This is a genomic window from Flavobacterium sp. WC2421 (assembly GCF_040822115.1).
Taxonomy (GTDB): domain Bacteria; phylum Bacteroidota; class Bacteroidia; order Flavobacteriales; family Flavobacteriaceae; genus Flavobacterium.
The window spans coordinates 3,121,357-3,139,031 of the sequence record NZ_CP162004.1 but is presented as its reverse complement, the minus strand read 5'-3'; the positions used below and the strand labels follow the sequence as shown (position 1 = coordinate 3,139,031).

General features: G+C 33.0%; 9 protein-coding genes. All 9 read left to right on the top strand.

Translation table 11 applies throughout. The features are described from left to right. The first annotated feature begins 5 nt into the window (after positions 1–5). The gene (locus AB3G33_RS13365) at positions 6–2,033 is read left to right on the top strand and encodes a glycoside hydrolase family 97 protein (protein WP_367770360.1); all 2,028 of its coding nucleotides are present in this window, start codon (positions 6–8) and stop codon (positions 2,031–2,033) included. 162 nt (positions 2,034–2,195) lie between these two features. After that, positions 2,196–4,076, top strand: a complete 1,881-nt coding sequence (locus AB3G33_RS13360; protein WP_367770357.1) for a six-hairpin glycosidase — start codon at positions 2,196–2,198, stop codon at positions 4,074–4,076. Positions 4,077–4,606: 530 nt separating this feature from the next. Next, the gene (locus AB3G33_RS13355) at positions 4,607–5,098 is read left to right on the top strand and encodes an endonuclease/exonuclease/phosphatase family protein (RefSeq protein WP_367770354.1); all 492 of its coding nucleotides are present in this window, start codon (positions 4,607–4,609) and stop codon (positions 5,096–5,098) included. Positions 5,099–5,761: 663 nt separating this feature from the next. After that, positions 5,762–8,836: a SusC/RagA family TonB-linked outer membrane protein gene (locus AB3G33_RS13350; protein WP_367770351.1), complete on the top strand. Its 3,075-nt coding sequence runs from the start codon at positions 5,762–5,764 to the stop codon at positions 8,834–8,836. A gap of 2 nt (positions 8,837–8,838) precedes the next feature. Then, positions 8,839–10,434, top strand: coding sequence for a SusD/RagB family nutrient-binding outer membrane lipoprotein (locus AB3G33_RS13345; protein WP_367770348.1), 1,596 nt, complete (start codon positions 8,839–8,841; stop codon positions 10,432–10,434). Between the two features lie 158 nt (positions 10,435–10,592). After that, a complete protein-coding gene (locus AB3G33_RS13340) occupies positions 10,593–11,315 on the top strand; it encodes a copper homeostasis protein CutC (RefSeq protein ID WP_367770345.1) in 723 nt (240 codons plus the stop codon). 114 nt (positions 11,316–11,429) lie between these two features. Then, positions 11,430–12,761, top strand: coding sequence for a sugar MFS transporter (locus tag AB3G33_RS13335; RefSeq protein ID WP_367770342.1), 1,332 nt, complete (start codon positions 11,430–11,432; stop codon positions 12,759–12,761). A gap of 108 nt (positions 12,762–12,869) precedes the next feature. After that, positions 12,870–16,163 carry a VCBS repeat-containing protein gene (locus AB3G33_RS13330; protein ID WP_367770339.1) on the top strand — a complete coding sequence of 1,098 codons (3,294 nt, stop codon included), beginning with the start codon at positions 12,870–12,872 and terminating at the stop codon, positions 16,161–16,163. A gap of 9 nt (positions 16,164–16,172) precedes the next feature. Beyond that, positions 16,173–17,507 (top strand): vanadium-dependent haloperoxidase, encoded by a 1,335-nt coding sequence (locus tag AB3G33_RS13325; RefSeq protein WP_367770336.1) that lies wholly within the window; start codon positions 16,173–16,175, stop codon positions 17,505–17,507. Positions 17,508–17,675 lie beyond the last annotated feature (168 nt).

Here is a 17,675-nt window from a genome sequence, read left to right as displayed (position 1 = left end):
TTCAAATGAAAAATTTAAGAAAATATTACCCCTTGTTTTTTATAGTATTTCTAGCCAGTTTTACTAAAAGCAATGCTTTAAAAGTTAAATCTCCAAACAAACATATAGAAGTTAGTATTGAAGTAAATGTTGACGCTGTTCAATATTCTGTAAAGTTTAAAAACAAACCATTTATCAAAGCTTCAAAATTGGGTTTTGAATTTAAAGAAGCGCAATCATTAGATAAAAATTTAGAAATTATTGGTTTTGAAAACAGTCATTCTAATACTACTTGGATGCAGGTTTGGGGAGAAAACCAAAAAATTGTTGATGATTACAATAAACTGATAGTTCATTTGCAAGAGAAAGAAGGCTTGAAAAGAAAGATGAATATTATTTTCAAAGTCTATAATGATGGAGTAGGATTTAGGTATGAAATTCCAGAACAAAAAGGAGTTGATAGCATCAATATAACCAAAGAGTTAACTCAGTTTAATTTTATAAAAAATCATACTGCTTGGTACAATCCAGCCAATTTTGATTCTTATGAAATGTTATATAAAAAAGCTTTGGTGTCTGACGTTCCTTCTGCTAATACGCCTATAACATTCGAAACAACGGATGGTTTTTTTGCCAGTATTCACGAAGCAAATTTGACCAATTATGCCGATATGACTTTGTTGAAATCTAAAACGGATCCACTTTCATTCGAATGTAATTTAGTGCCATGGCCAGATGGAGTAAAGGTGAAAACGACTGCACCGATGGAAACACCTTGGAGAACGATTTTAATTACTGATACAGCAGCCGATTTAGTAGCATCAAATACCATTTTGAATTTAAATGAACCTAATAAAATAGAAGATACCTCTTGGATTGAACCTATGAAATACATAGGTATTTGGTGGGGAATGCATATTGGGACTCAAACTTGGTCTATGGGACCACGTCATGGTGCGAACACAATAGATACCAAAAGATATATTGATTTTGCAAAAAAACATAACATTCAAGGTGTATTAACGGAAGGTTGGAATACCGGATGGGAAAATTGGGGTAAAAAAGGAGCTTTTGATTTTGTAACACCCTACGCCGATTTTGATTTGAATGGAATTGCAGCTTATGCAAAAGAAAACAATGTTAGTTACATAGGTCATGTAGAAACTGGAGGCGATGCACAGGCATTTCAAGATAATTTTGACAAGATATTTTCTATGTTTCATAACATAGGAGTTAAAACCTTGAAAACAGGTTATGCAGGTGGAATACAAACACCCGGTCAATTTCATCACGGACAATTTATGGTTAATCATTATGATGCCGTAGTAAAAGTTGCAGCCAAATACCATATTATGATTGATGCTCATGAACCTATAAAAGCGACAGGTCTCCGAAGAACATATCCAAATTTTATGACTAGAGAAGGGGCAAGAGGAATGGAGTGGAACGGTTGGAGTTCTGGTAATCCTCCGGAGCATCATACTATCATACCATTTACTAGAGGCTTGGGCGGTCCTTTTGATTATACTCCAGGAATATTTGATATTTTATATAAAAATGCCAAAAATAGAGTAAAATGGAATGATCTTGATGATGGAACTTCGAGAGTAAATACAACTTTGGCAAAACAATTGGCTTTATTTGTTGTGTTGTACAGTCCGTTGCAAATGGTTTCAGATTTGATTGAAAATTACGAGGACCAACCAGCATTTAAATTTTTTGAAGATTTTGGTACTGATTGGGAAACATCAAAAATCTTAAACGGAAAAATTGGGGATTATATTACAATTGTTAGAAAAGATAAGTTTAGTGACAATTGGTTTTTAGGTAGTATTTCCGATGAAAATACCAGAGATTTAAAAGTTTCCTTATCATTTTTAGAAAAAGGAAAAAAATACCGTGCTGAAATTTATGCAGACGGACCCAATGCAGATTGGAAAACAAATCCACAAGAGATTTCAATTACTCAAAAAGATGTAGATGTAAAAAGCATACTAGATATTAATCTGGCTGCTGGTGGTGGTCAAGCCATCCGATTTACACCAATAAAATAGTTTTTGATAATTGATTAATTTCAGTTTGAAATAAAGAGCTGTTTGGGGATCCTAAAGATGATTATTGGTTATCAAAAAAGGTTCCCAAATTGTTTTATGAATTAAAATAGAACAGACAAATTTTTAATATACAATATGAAAATGATAAAAACCCCTAAAAAAATGAAATTAGTTTCACTACGAAAAATCACGTTAGTAAAATGCATTATGATTCTTTTAGTTATAAATTTTCATAATGTAAATGCACAAACAGGCAGTGTTAACGAACCTGTACGCTATATTGGAGGTACACATATTGATCCATTTACCCATGAAGCTGGTTTACAATATGCAATTGGAGTAGAAAATATACAAACATTACGTGCAAATCGTACCCATCCTGAATTAAGTGATGGCTATGGCTGGACATACAATCATGCATCTAATCTGGCTTATTGGAATGGTCAATTTTATCAACAATACATCAGTGGAGAAAAGGATGAACACCGAGCACCGGTTCATACCATGTTGATTACTTCAAAGGATGGGAAAAAATGGAGTTTTCCTAAAGAAATTTTCCCTCCTTACAAAGCACCACAAGGCGTAAAAATTCCTGAAGGTTCAACTGGATATATGATGCACCAACGTATGGGGTTTTATGTGGCACCCAATGGTCGCTTGCTTACTTTAGCTTTTTATGGACATACCGAAAATCCATTTAAAGAAAATGGTATCGGGCGCGTGGTTCGTGAAATCTATAAAGATGGAAGCATGAGCCCAATCTATTTTATTCGATACGACAGCCAAACCAATTGGAATGGATCTAATACTTCCTATCCATTCTATAAAAAATCAAAAGACAAAGGATTTCTTGCCGCTTGTGATGCTCTTTTGGATAATAAATTAATGACCTTACAATGGTTTGAAGAAGATAAGGGAGTGGATAGTTTTTATTCTTTTAACAAGGGCGAACAGGCTTTTAACTGGTATAAGCGAAAAGACGGTAAGATTGTTGGACTTTGGAAAAAATCTTTTTCAGCACTTTCTGATGATGGTGGTAAAACCTTTTCAGATCCTGTAAAAGCAAATACTTTGGTAATGTCTGGCGGTAAAATGTGGGGACAACAAACGGATGATGGGAGATATGCAATTTCGTATAATCCAATTGACCAAACACAATATCGTTTTCCATTATCAATTGTTACTAGTGATGATGGAATTATTTATGATAATCTACTTCTTGTACAAGCCGAAGTTCCAGTACGACGATTCTACGGTATATGGAAGGATTTTGGTCCTTGTTATATGCGAGGAATTAGTCCGGGAAATGGAAACCCTCCAGGTACTGATATGTGGATGACCTACAGCATGAATAAGGAAGACATATGGATATCACGAATTCCAACACCTATTAAATACAAAGTAAATGTAGATGTTACCGATGATTTTGAAAAAATGGATGTTAATGGCTCCATAATCGATTGGAATATTCATTCTCCAATGTGGGCAAAAGCAAGTTTGATAAAAGAAAACAATGGCAATTACATCTTGCAAATGAATGATGAGGATCCTTATGATTATTGCCGTGCAATACGTGTATTTCAGGAAGGGAAAACAGTTACAGCAAGTTTCAAGGTAAAAGTTGTTGCTACAGATACGACTCAATTTGATATTGATATTGCGGATAAGTTTGGTAACAGACCAATACAAATCTCATTCGATACTGACGGTTATATCAAAGCGGCAGCTGGAGTAGCAATGAAACCATTGATCAAGTTTGATGTAGATAAATGGTATTCGTTTAAAGTTGAATATGATACTAATGGAATTGGGAAGTATTCGATTTTTATTGATGGTAAAAAAATTGATGAAAACCTTAATGCAGTAGTGGCTGTAAAATCAGTGGAAAGAATTTCATTTAGAACGGGTACTTATACTAATATGCCTAATAGACAGACGCCAAACGAGGTAGATTATCCTCCATTAAAAGGATCGGATGAAAAGCAAAAGTTATCCACTTATTATATTGATGATGTTTTTATTTCATCCAAAAATAAGGAGTAATAATGATGAAAATAAGTAAGTAGTTTTTCGAATTAATTGTAAAAGTTATTTTTTGTTAGAAAACGAATCCACAAGATATTTCAATTATTCAAAAAGATGTAGATTCAAAAAGTATTTTAAATATTAAGCTGGCTGCTGGTGGTAGTAAAGCCATTCGTTTTAGACCAATTCAATAGTAGTTCATGAAAAAAATAATATGGTTAGTCGTAGCATTTATAGTTTTACCTAATGCTATATTTAGACAAAATTATAAATTTTTTACCTATAATATTCGATATGATAACACAGGAGATGGAGAAAATCAATGATCAAAAAGAAAAGACTTTTTGTGTAGTCAAATCACATTTTATAATCCCGATGTTTTTGGTATTCAAGTAGGATAGCATCATCAAGTTGCATACATTGAAAGTACGTTTGTAGATTATAAATATGCGGGTGTAGGCCGAGATGATGGTTTGAAAAAAGGAGAGTTTAGTGCTGTTTTTTATAATATAAAAAAATTAAATCTAGTAAAACAAAGGACTTTTTGGTTGTCTGAAACACCTGATAAAGTTTCTGTTGGTTGGGACGCCGCAATGGAGCGTATTTGTACTTATGTTTTATTAGAAGATAAGAAAACAAAACAAAAATTTTGGGTATTCAATACTCATTTTGATCATATAGGTAATGAAGCGAGAATTCAAAGCGCTAAATTGATTGTGGATAAAATTAAGCAATTCAATACAGTGAATTTGCTTGTGATTGAAATGGGTGATTTTAATTTTGAGCCAGAAAGTAAACCCATTCAATATCTTTCATCCGTTTTTAATGATTCTAAAATGGTAAGTATTACTAAGCCTTTTGGACCTTCAGGAACTTTTAATGCATGTAAGCATAACGAAGCTGTAAAAGAACGTATTGATTATATTTTTGCTAGCAAACAAAATATAAAAGTTCAAAAGTTTGCAATTTTAAGTGACTCTAAAGATTGCAAATATCCATCAGATCATTTACCTGTTTTTGTTGAAATTGAAATTCATTAATAGGAGGAGTAAATATTCATGATAAATTTCTACATAAAGAAGATTGTTGATTTAGCAATGGTAATTCATTGTAAAGCTTTTTAAGAAATAACGCAAAAAAATAATGAATCTGAATATATTTTTAGTCGAAAAAGAACTTCAGTAATTGATTAATCTATTTTTTAGTAGGACAACAACATAAAACTAATGGACTTAGATACTCGATGTATTGACCTTTGTAAATTGTTGCTAAATTTTTTGAGGTTTTGACCTAATTCTTACCATTAGATACTTTATCATTTTAATAAGTATTTAGCTTTGCGTTAATAGGGTTTAGTCAATTTTTGATTATAAATATGAACGTATTTTTCATTTGCTAGTATTTTGTTTTTTAACATTAAAATTATTTTTTTTGCTTTTTTTAATTGTAATTATTTAGTTTTTTGGTTTATTTTATTAATTATTTCTGTTAAAATTTCATATAAAAAGATCTCCAAAAACACCTGCATATGTTCTGTGATTTGGTTTGTTTGTCGAAAAATTTGTTAAAAATAACCCAACACCTTTTAAAAATTGTTATTGGTCGAAATTATGATTAAAGTAATGCATTGGATCCTTACTTTTAACTTATGATTAACTTATGATTAACTTAAAAAACATTCTATTAACTTAAAAATTAAATTTATGATTCAAAACGTGCTAAAAGTACTGTTTGTGTTTTGCTTGTTCAGTTTTCACGGTGTTCAAGCTCAAACAACAGTATCGGGAACAATAACAGATGTCAATAGTAGTTTTCCGCTACCTGGGGCAAATGTTAATGTTAAAGGAACAGCAAATGGTGTGTCCTCAGATCTGAATGGGAAATACAGTATTAAAATACCTAATAAGTCAGCAATATTAGTGTTTACTTATTTAGGTTATGTTGTAAAAGAAGTTGCCGTTTCTGGTTCAACAACTGTAAATGTAGCCTTAGTAGAAAATGCAAATCAGTTAGGTGAAGTCGTTGTAACGGCTTTGGGTATTTCTAAAGATCAAAGAAAATTAGGGTATGCTGTAACGACTGTAGGTGGTGATAACCTAGACAAAGCTAGAGAAACGAACGTAGCCAATGGTTTAGCAGGTCGTGTTTCAGGTCTTGTAGTTAGAGGGACCAATAGTGGTGCTGGTGGAACTTCAAAAGTGCTTTTGAGAGGGATATCAGGAATTACTAGTGGAGGTTCTCCTTTATTTGTAATTGATGGTATTCCAATTGATAATACTCAAAGAGGTTCTGCTGGAGAATGGGGTGGAGCGGATCAAGGAGATGGTATTGGTAATATCAATCCTGATGATATTGATAAAATGACTGTTCTTAAAGGGCAATCAGCTTCTGCACTTTATGGATCTAGAGCTGTAAATGGAGTTATTATCATAACTACTAAAAAAGGTAAAAAGGGTGGCGATTACTCTATTACATATAATTCAAATTTTATGGCCGATGCACCAGTTGATTATACTAATTTTCAAGATCAATATGGTCAAGGTACAGGGGGATCAAAACCTTTGACCGCTGGAGCGGCATTAGCTTCAAACAGAAATTCTTGGGGAGGTAGATTAGATGGTAGTTCAGTAATTGGTTTTGATGGTAAACAATATACGTATAGTAAAGCTAAAGAAAGTTATATTGATTTTTATAGAACTGGAACAAACCTTACAAATAGCCTTTCAGTTTCTAAAGGAATGGGTGATGGTGCTTTTCGTTTGTCAGTATCTAATTTAGATTCGAAATCTATTGTGCCAAATAGTGGTCTTAAACGTACTACAATCAATTTAAGTGCGGATCAAAATATTACAAGTAAGTTAAATGTAGCTGCTTCTGTTAATTATACAGATGAAAGTTCAAAAAACAGACCTTTTTTAAGTGATGGTCCTAAAAATCCAAATAACTTTTTATTCTTAGCTCCTAACGTAGATCATAATATTTTTGCTCCAGGTTATGACCCTGTTACGGGTAATGAACTAGTTTTTAGTGATGATAATTACGCTACAAATCCTTATTTTATAGTGAATCAAGGTGTTGAAGATCCTACAAGAAAAAGAACCATTTCTGTATTATCGACTAAATATAGCTTTACAGATAATATCTATGCAATGGTAAGATTAGGAAATGATGTTTCTAATGATACTGAATTTAGTGTTAATCCATGGGGATTAGATTATACTACTAATAAAAAAGGAAGTTTAGATAGTAAAGGGCAATCTACTCGTTCAGAGTTAAATTTGGATGGACTTTTTGGTGCTAAATTTAAAATAACGGAAGATTTTTCAGTAGATGCGTTAGCAGGTGCTAATATTAGACAAAATAAATATGAAAGAATTAAAATAGGAGGAGGTCCATTTGTTTTACCTTATTTATATACGCCAAACAATGTAGTTAATATTAATAGAGAATATAACTATACTGGTAGTGAAAGTCACTCTGCATTTTATTCTTTTGATTTAGGATATAAAAAATATTTAACATTATCTACAACAGGACGTTACGATGTTTATTCTTCATTGTCTTCCGCTGCTTCAACAGAAAATGGAGTATTTACTCCTTCAGTTTCAGGAGCATTTGTTTTTAACGATTTATTACATATTGATGCATTAAATTTCGGTAAATTAAGATTATCATATGCAGTAACAAGTGGTGAAGCAACTCCTTACGCTAATTCTTTGTATTTCAATTCAGGGAATTCATTAGTGAATAATGGAGTAAGTTATGCAACGGGTTCTATTCCATCTACGCTTCCTACTCTTTTAAAACCATTTACAGTAGACGAGGTAGAAGTAGGTTTGGAACTTAGATTTTTCAAAAGTAGGTTAACATTTGATGCTTCTTACTACAAGAAAACATCTCATGATGAGATTTTGAATGCAGAGTATAGTAGGTCTACTGGATTTGCTACAGGTGTAGTTGCAAGTGCTTCTATAGAAAATAAAGGGCTAGAAATTGCTGTAACTGGTGTACCAGTAAAAACAGATAATTTTACTTGGACAACTAGTTTAAATACAACAAATTTTAAAAATAAAGTATTAGCTACTAATGCGGATGCCACTCCAATCGTTTTAGGAAGTAACCGTGGAACCCTAGGAAATGCTGTCACAGCTTATGTTGTAGGCGCTGCTGGGCCACAAATCAGAGCATATGATTATGCATACAATGCAGACGGAAGTATTCAAGTAGATGCTGCTGGATTACCAGTAAGAGGTGAGTTTAAAAATTTCGGTTCCGTTTTACCAACATTTTATGGTGGATGGAATAATGAATTCAAATACAAAAACTTTAATCTGGCATTCTTAATTGATTTCAACTATGGTAATAAAGTAATTTCTGCAACTGAATACTATTCTCGTATAAGAGGATTGAACCAAGCTACATTAGTTGGGAGAGAAACAGGAGTTACAAATAGTGGAATTACTGCTTCAGCGGAAGATTTCTATCAAGCAGAAGCTCGTAACATTACAAGTACAAGTGTTGTGAGTGGAGATTTCATCAAATTGAGACAATTATCATTTGGATATGCTTTCCCAAAAAGTGTAATGGGTAAAATCTCATTCTTAGAAGGAATTGATATTTCATTTGTAGCTAGAAACCTTGCCATCCTAATGCGTAAAGCGGATAATATTGATCCAGAAAGTAGTTTTGGTTCTAACGTTAAATATTATGGAATTGAAGGGACTAGTTTACCTTCAACAAGGTCTTTTGGTCTAAATGTTAACTTTAAAATAAAATAATTATGACTAAATATATTAAAATATTATTCGTGGTCGTTAGTGGTTTGCTAATTTCATGCGATAGTGATTTCGAACAAATTAATACAGATCCAACTAAAGCGGGTTCAGAAATATTTGATCCAAATCTACTTTTACCAAGAGCTCTTTATGATTATGGACAAAGAACTGTTGGTTACGAAGGTCCAATCTTATTTCAAAGTATGTGGGCTCAACTTTTGGCATCACCTTCAACAGGAGGAGCTAATTATTATGATGGTGGTGATAAATATGTGACCACTAGTGGTACTTCTGATTATGATCAAAGAATTTGGAATGGCGTTTACACCGCGGCTTCAACAGCAAATCAAATGTCCATATTAGCAACTCAAAAAAACATGCCAAATTTAGCTGCAATTGGAAAAATCGTAAAGATAATGGCTATTTCTTATATCTCAGATGTATACGGTGACGTTCCTTATTCAGAAGCTTTAATGTTAGATCAAGGTGTTTCTCAACCAAAATACGACAAGCAACAAGATTTATATCCTCAAATGTTAGCTGATTTAGATGCTGCAATTATGACTTTGGATGTTTCTAAAGACAAACCAACAAGTGATATTTATTATAGTGGTGATGTAGCGAAATGGCGTTCTTTTGGGTATTCATTGATGTTGAAAATGGCAATGCGATTAACTGCTGTCGATGCTGCAACTGCTAAAACATATGCTGAAAAAGCGGCTGCAGGGGGTGTTTTTGCTTCTGTCGCTGATGAAGCTATTTCTCCTACTGATGATGCTGATGGTTTTGATAATGGTAATGGTGCTTCATTCACTGTATCTGCGGATGTTTATGAAGTTCGCTGGTCAAAAACATTGATTGATTATTTGAAATCAAACAATGACTTGCGTCTTCCTGTTGTAGCCGAAGTTCCAGCTGCGGGACTTACTGCAAATTATTTATATACAGGAGGAAACACAAGTACAACTGCTCAAATAGGTTTTCCTAATGGATATGATACTAAAGGAGGATCTAGAGATGTAAGTTTAGAGCCGAATTATCCTGGTGCTTCAGGTTCAGGTTCTGATGCTGCTGCAATTGGTAATTATTCTAGACCTACTCCTATGTATAGGAATAGAACTACTCCAGTTTTTATTCTTACTTACGCACAAGTACAACTATTAATGGCTGAGGCTGCTGTAAGAGGTTATTCTGTTTCTGGAACTGCTTCTCAATACTTCAATAATGGATTAGTTGGAGCAATGGTAACTTTGAATAAATTTGGTGGAACTCAAATTACAAATGCAGATGCTGTATTTTATGCTGCGGCACACCCTTTGAACATAACTTCAACTGCTGCTTCTTTAAAAATGATTAATGAGCAAATCTGGGCTACAGCTGGTTTAACTGGTAACTGGGTTGAAGCTTGGAATAACTGGAAAAGATCTGATTTTCCTGTTCTTACTCCAGTAAATTACCCTGGAAACTTTAGTTCAGGACAAATTCCTAGAAGGCAAATTTATCCTTCAACAGAAGGAAGTAATAATACTGCCAGTTATACTCAAGCTGTTTCTAACATGGGTGGAGACACTTGGATTACAAAAATGTGGTGGGATAAATAATATTTTGTTTCAGAAAAGTAATTCTGTTAAAAGGAGAGGAAACTCTCCTTTTAACTTTTTAACTAGTTTACTTGCGTATAAAAAAACTGCTTTTCTATTTAATTTTTTAGAAATTTAGGGGTAATAATTTTTTGTGAATTAATTTTATTTTAAAAAATATGTTGTTAGAAATCTGTACATCGTCACATCAATCAGCTATAAATGCACAAAATGGCGGAGCACATCGCATTGAATTATGTTCTGAATTAGCTGTTGGAGGCATAACACCTTCATATGGTTTACTTAAAAATGTTTTAGAGAAAGTTACTATTCCAGTTCATGTATTAATCCGACCAAGAAGTGGTAATTTCAACTATTCTGAAGATGAATTTAATTGCATGAAAGCGGATATTAAAATATGTAAAGAATTAGGTTGTAAAGGTATTGTTTCAGGTGTTTTACACGCTAATAATACAATTGATAATAAAAGAACTCAAGAATTAATTGAATTGTCAAAGCCTTTAGAATTTACCTTTCATAGGGCTTTTGATCAGGTTGAAAATTCTCACAAAGCATTACAAGCACTAATTGATATAGGAGTTACAAGGGTTTTAACGTCAGGAGGTAATAATACAGCTGAAAAAGGTATAGAATATCTTAAAAGTTTAAACGAAATAGCAAATGATAAACTTATAATACTGCCTGCAGGTGGAATTAATATCGAAAATGCGCGCTTATTTAAAACAGCAGGTTTTAAAGAAATTCATTGTTCAGCTACATCAATTATTAATAGAATTGAGGTTGTAAAAATCCCAATGAATAATAGTATTTTTTTTGATGAACACATAATTATTCAGTCTGATTACAATAAAATTAAATCTATTTTAGAAAGTATAAATTAGATAATTAAAGTTAAAACGAAAGAATAAGAATTTCAGAGATAAGATTTAGAGTCAAATCGTATTATAAATGGTTTGAACATTATAATATAAAATTAAATTTTTAAAATAAGATATATGTCAGCTAGTACTTTATCATCAACTCAGGAAAAAAACACCACATTAATTCCAATTATGATAATTGGGGGATTATTTTTTATTTTTGGATTTGTTACATGGATTAATGGCGCATTAATTCCATTTATGAAAACCATAAACGAATTAACTTCGGCGCAATCTCTTTTGGTCGCCTCAGCATCTTATATTTCTTTTGTCATTATGGCTTTACCTGCTTCTTATATTTTATCAAAGGTTGGTTATAAAAAAGGAATGTCATTAGGTTTGTTTATAATGGGATTTGGCGCTTTAGTTTTTATACCAGCAGCCGAAGCAAGAACATATTGGATGTTTTTATCAGGTATTTTTATTCAAGGAGCCGGAATGACTTTATTACAAACGGCATCAAATCCATACATAACTATTTTAGGACCTATTGAAAGTGCCGCTAAACGCATTTCAATAATGGGAATTGCTAATAAAGTAGCAGGAGCTTTAGGTTCTCTTGTTTTTGGAGCCATTTTATTATCTGGTATTGATGAGGTTAAAGAGAAATTAAATGTAGTAGATGCTAGCGAAAAGGCACAATTACTAGATACAATGGCCGATAGTGTGGTTATTCCTTATTTAGTAATGGCAATTGTTTTATTTGTGTTAGGTGTTTTGATAAGAAAGGCTCCCTTACCTGATGTGGAAGCGGAACCAATAAAAAAAGTAAATGATGGAGAAACCACACAAACAAGTATTTTTCAGTTTCCTCACTTATGGTTAGGGGTATTAACACTTTTCATGTATGTTGGTGTTGAAGTTATTGCTGGTGATACAATTATTGCGTATGGTATTTCTTTAGGATTTCCTGTCGCTGATGCTAAATTTTTCACCACTTTTACCTTAATGGCTATGGTAGCAACTTATACATTGGGTGTTTTTTTAATTCCAAAATACATTACTCAAGCTTTAGCATTAAGAATTAGTGCCATTTTAGGCATTGTTCTTTCCTTTTGCATTGTGTTTTCTTCTGGATTTGTTTCCATTTTATTTGTTGCCGCATTAGGAATTGCAAATGCTTTAATATGGCCAGCAATATGGCCTTTAACATTAAGTGGATTAGGAAAATTTACAAAAACAGCTTCGGCATTGTTAATTATGGCAATTTCTGGAGGAGCTATAATTCCACCTTTATATGGTAAGTTGGTAGATTCTAATAAAGCCCAATTTATTGCACAAGGAATGAATGAGGCTTTAGCTACGGCTACGGCATCTACTAAGGGATATTGGATTTTATTGCCTTGTTATATTATAATTTTATATTATGCCATAGCAGGTCATAAGGTAGGTTTAAAGAATAAGTAACCAATTGAAATTACATAGCGCGCTGTAAATTGATTGAATTTATTTTAAGTTTAGTTTTTGTAATTTTATGATTTTGGTCAATACATCATTTATTTTAATATAAAAAATATGAAAAAAGTTTGGTTTTTTATAGGCACAAGTTTATTGGTTTTATCACCTGTTTTTTCACAGCAGACAAAGTTATTTTCTTTGTTAGCTTCAAATGATACAGGGATTACTTTTAATAATCTACTTCCAGAATCTCCGCAACTTAATATTATTACCTATGAATATTTTTATAATGGAGGCGGAGTTGCATCGGGTGATTTCAATAACGATGGATTGATTGATTTGTATTTTACTTCTAATCTTCAACCTAATAAATTATACATCAACCAAGGGAATTTAAAGTTTAACGATGTTACAAAAAAAGCAGGCGTTACAGGACGAAGAGGTTGGAAAACTGGAGTTAGTGTAGCCGATGTAAATGGAGATGGCTGGTTGGATATTTATGTTAGTTACTCAGGTGATGTGGAACCCGAAAAGAGAAGAAATCAATTGTTTATCAATAACGGACCTTCAGCTAATGGTGAAATTACATTCAAAGACAAAGCAGTAGAGATGGGTGTTGCTGATGAGGGACATTCTACACAGGCTGCTTTTTTTGATTATGATAATGATGGTGATTTAGATCTTTATGTTTTGAATCATAATATTAAACAACTTCGTAATTTTGACGCTTCTTTTGTAAAAAAAATGATTGATCCTGATGCGGGTGACCGTTTGTATCGCAATGATAACAATCATTTTACAGATGTTACTGCTCAGGCCAATATTCTTTCAAATCCCATTGGATATGGTTTGTCAGTAATTGTGAGCGATATCAATAATGACGGCTGGGCTGATTTGTATGTTTCTAATGATTATGTAGAAGAAGATTATTTATACATCAATAATGGAGATGGCACTTTTACGGATCATTTAAAAGATGAAATAGGACACATATCTAACTTTTCAATGGGAGCTGATATAGCCGATATTAATAATGATGGTTGGCCAGATATTTACACTTTAGACATGCTTCCTGCCGATAATAAAAGACAAAAATTATTATATGCTCCAGACAATTATGAACTCTATAAAAACACATTACAAAATGGATTTTACCATCAGTTAATGCGTAATATGTTACAAGTAAATAATGGAAATAACACCTTTAGCGAGACGGGACAGTTAAGTGGGATCTCGAATACAGATTGGAGCTGGTCTGCTCTATTTGCTGATTTTAACAATGATGGGAACAAAGATTTATTTGTCTCCAATGGTTACGCAAAAGACATGATTAATAGAGATTTTGTTAAGTTTTATGCTAATGAACGATTGAAACACCTTAAAGGTGAAACCGAAGACAATATGTTTCAAATGTTGAAAGGAGTTCCCTCAACACCGCTTCATAATTATGTTTTTGAAAATAAAGGAAATCTTCAATTTAAAGATGTGTCAATGGAATGGGGACTCGAAGATGAAAACTTTTCTCATGGTGCGGTTTATACTGACCTTGATAACGATGGTGATCTTGATTTAGTTGTTAATCGAATGAATGATGTTGCAGCGGTTTATAGAAATAATGCAGTTGAGATGGGAAATGCAGGGCATTATGTGAATATTGGTTTACAAATGCTTGGACAAAATAGAAATGCTTTGGGTACTAAGGTCAAAGTATTCACCCCCAAAGGAACTATAACTCAAGAAAATTATCCCGTGCATGGATTTCAAAGTTCAATGCAACAACCGATGCATTTAGGGATTCCATCTGCTACAATTGATTCTATTTCAATTTATTGGCCTGATGGAAAAATACAGACGATAAATAAGGATATTACAGCAAATAAATCCTTTGTCGTAAAATATGAGGATACCAATACGGCTATAAATACGGCTCAGGAAATTAAAAAAACAGTTTTTACTTCAGTAAGCAATACTATTCCTTTTAGTCATTTAGAGCAAGAAACCAATGATTTTAAAGTACAACCTTTAATGCCAAATATGCTGTCCTATAGTGGCCCTCGTATAACAAAAGGGGATATTAATAAGGATGATTTAGAAGATATTTTTATTGGAGGGGCAAAAGGGCAGGCAGGTCAATTAGTATTGCAACAACCCAACGGGGAATTTATGGCTTACAATCAAAAAGATTTTGATACTGATCGTGCTTCTGAAGATGTAGATGCTTTATTTTTTGATGCTGATAACGATGGTGATTTAGATCTATATGTGGTAAGTGGAGGATATGCTTTTAGTGAAAAAGACCCTGCATTACAAGATCGATTGTACATTAATACAAATGGCGTTTTTGAAAGAAAAGAAAATGCATTACCTCCTGAATCAAATAGCGGTTCTTGTGTAAAGGCTGCGGACGTTGATGGAGATGGGGATTTAGACTTATTTGTTGGGAGCAGAGTAGTGCCAGGTAGATATCCTGAAGCTCCAGCAAATATGTTGTTAATAAATGACGGCAAGGGCGTTTTTACGAATCAAATTGCAGCTTTTGCTCCAGGATTAGAACATGTTGGAATGATTACTGATGCTTTGTGGGATGATATCAATAAAGACGGCAAACCAGAATTGATTGTTTGTGGGGAATGGATGAAAATTAGTTGTTTTGAAAACAAAAATGGAAAACTAGTAGACGCCACACAAAAATACTTTCCTCAATCTTTAGATGGCTGGTGGAATAGATTGGCTTTGGCTGATTTAGATGGAGATGGAGATCTTGATTTGGTTGCTGGAAATTGGGGTGACAATAGCCAAATTCATGTAAATGAAAAAGAACCTGCAACACTTTGTTATGGTGATTTTGATAAAAATGGCTCGATTGATCCATTTATTTCCTGCTATGTACAAGGAAAATCTTACCCTATGGCTAGCAGAGATGAATTTACGGATCAAATTGTTAGTTTTCGTCAGCGGTTTCCAAATTATGAATCCTATTCTGATGCTACTATTTCCGAAATTTTGTCTCCCGAGCAATTGAAGTCCGCAAAGGAATTAAAGGCCAGTACTTTTGAGACCCTTTGGTTTGAGAACAAGAATGGCGTTTTTATAAAGCACAGTTTACCTGTTCAGGCAAATTATGCACCTGTTTATGCTATTGGATTAAATGACTACAATAATGATGGAAAAATTGATATTTTATTGGGGGGTAATATTGAAAAAACAAGACTAAAAATCGGAAAAATTGATGCCAACTATGGTGTTTTATTAACAGGAGATGGCAAAGGTAATTTTACTTACGTTCCCCAGTTAAGTTCTGGTTTAAAAGTAAATGGATGTGTTAAGGATATTATTTCTCTTGACGCAAATGGTAGAAAAAGAATCATTTTTGGTGTAAACAATCAAATACCAGAGGTATACAATTATTAATAAAAAACTATGAAAAAAATCTATATCATTTTAAGCATCATTTTGGTAGGAGCTACAACTTTTTCACAAAATAAGGAGTTCTCTTCAAATGACTATGTATCTGCTTTAAAAAAAGTAACAGATGTAATGGTAAATGACGTAACCTCGCCTGTCGCGGCAGCAAGATATTATTCGTATGTTACTCTTGGTTCAAATGAAGCTACTTCAATATTTTATAATTCTAAAAATTCATTTGCACCATCAATAAATCAATTTAAGAAAATTGAAGTACCAAATGAACTTATCGCAAAAAGTAATGCTTCTTTTGCGACCGTATTTACGGTATTCAAAATGGCTGAAAAACTTTTACCATCAGGCTATTTGTTAGCAACAGAAGCCAATTCTTTAAAGGAATTAGCTATAAAAAGAGGCATTTCTAAAGAACAAGTAGAATACACCGCTAAGCTGGTAGAATTGGTTGTAAATCAAATGATGGAATATGTAAAAGCGGATGGATTTAGTAAACTAAGTAGTTATAAGAAATATACTCCTACAGAAGGAGATGGATATTGGCAACCTACAGGTCCTGGATATATGATGGCTATTGAGCCAAATTGGTTTCAAATTAGACCTTTTTACCTAGTGTCATGTGATCAATTTAAGCCAGCACCACCTGCGCCGTTTGATTTAACAAAGACTTCTTCTTTTTACATACAATTGAATGAAGTTTATAAAGTTGTAAATAAATTATCCAAAAAACAACGCGCTATTGCTAGTTTTTGGGATTGTAATCCTTTTATTTTAAATCAAATTGGGCATGTTGAATTTGGTCTAAAGAAAATTTCTCCAGGCGGACATTGGATGGGAATTACTGGAATTGCCTGTTTGAAAAAAGGAACTAGCTTGACACAAACAGCCTTCATTCATTGCAGCGTGGCAATTACTTTGTCTGATGCTTTTATAAGTTGTTGGGACGAAAAATACAGAAGCAATAGAATAAGGCCAGAAACGGCTATCAACAAATGGATTGATAAACGTTGGAAATCAGTTTTACAAACACCTCCATTTCCAGAATATACCTCAGGCCACAGTGTGATTTCGACAGCTGCCGCAACGGTGTTGACACAAATTTTGGGAACTAATTTCTCATTTACTGATACTACTGAATTAGAGTTTGGTTTGTCCCAAAGAAAATTCAAATCATTTTTACAGGCTTCACAAGAAGCAGCTATTTCTAGATTATATGGAGGAATTCATTATAGAGATGCAATTGAAAACGGGGTTTTACAAGGAAGTCAAATTGGAAAATACATTGGGGATAAAATATTGAAATCGGATAAGATGAATGTCGATTTTATAAAATAATTTGTATAATTTTTTAATCCAAACAATAAGTAATGCATTTAAAATTAAAATACTCATTGCTTTTATTAATACTTGGGTATATGTTGTTACCTCTGTACCAAAAAATCCAACAGCGACCCATATAAAGCAGCAATATATTGCTATAGAACCGGTAACAACAAATAGTCA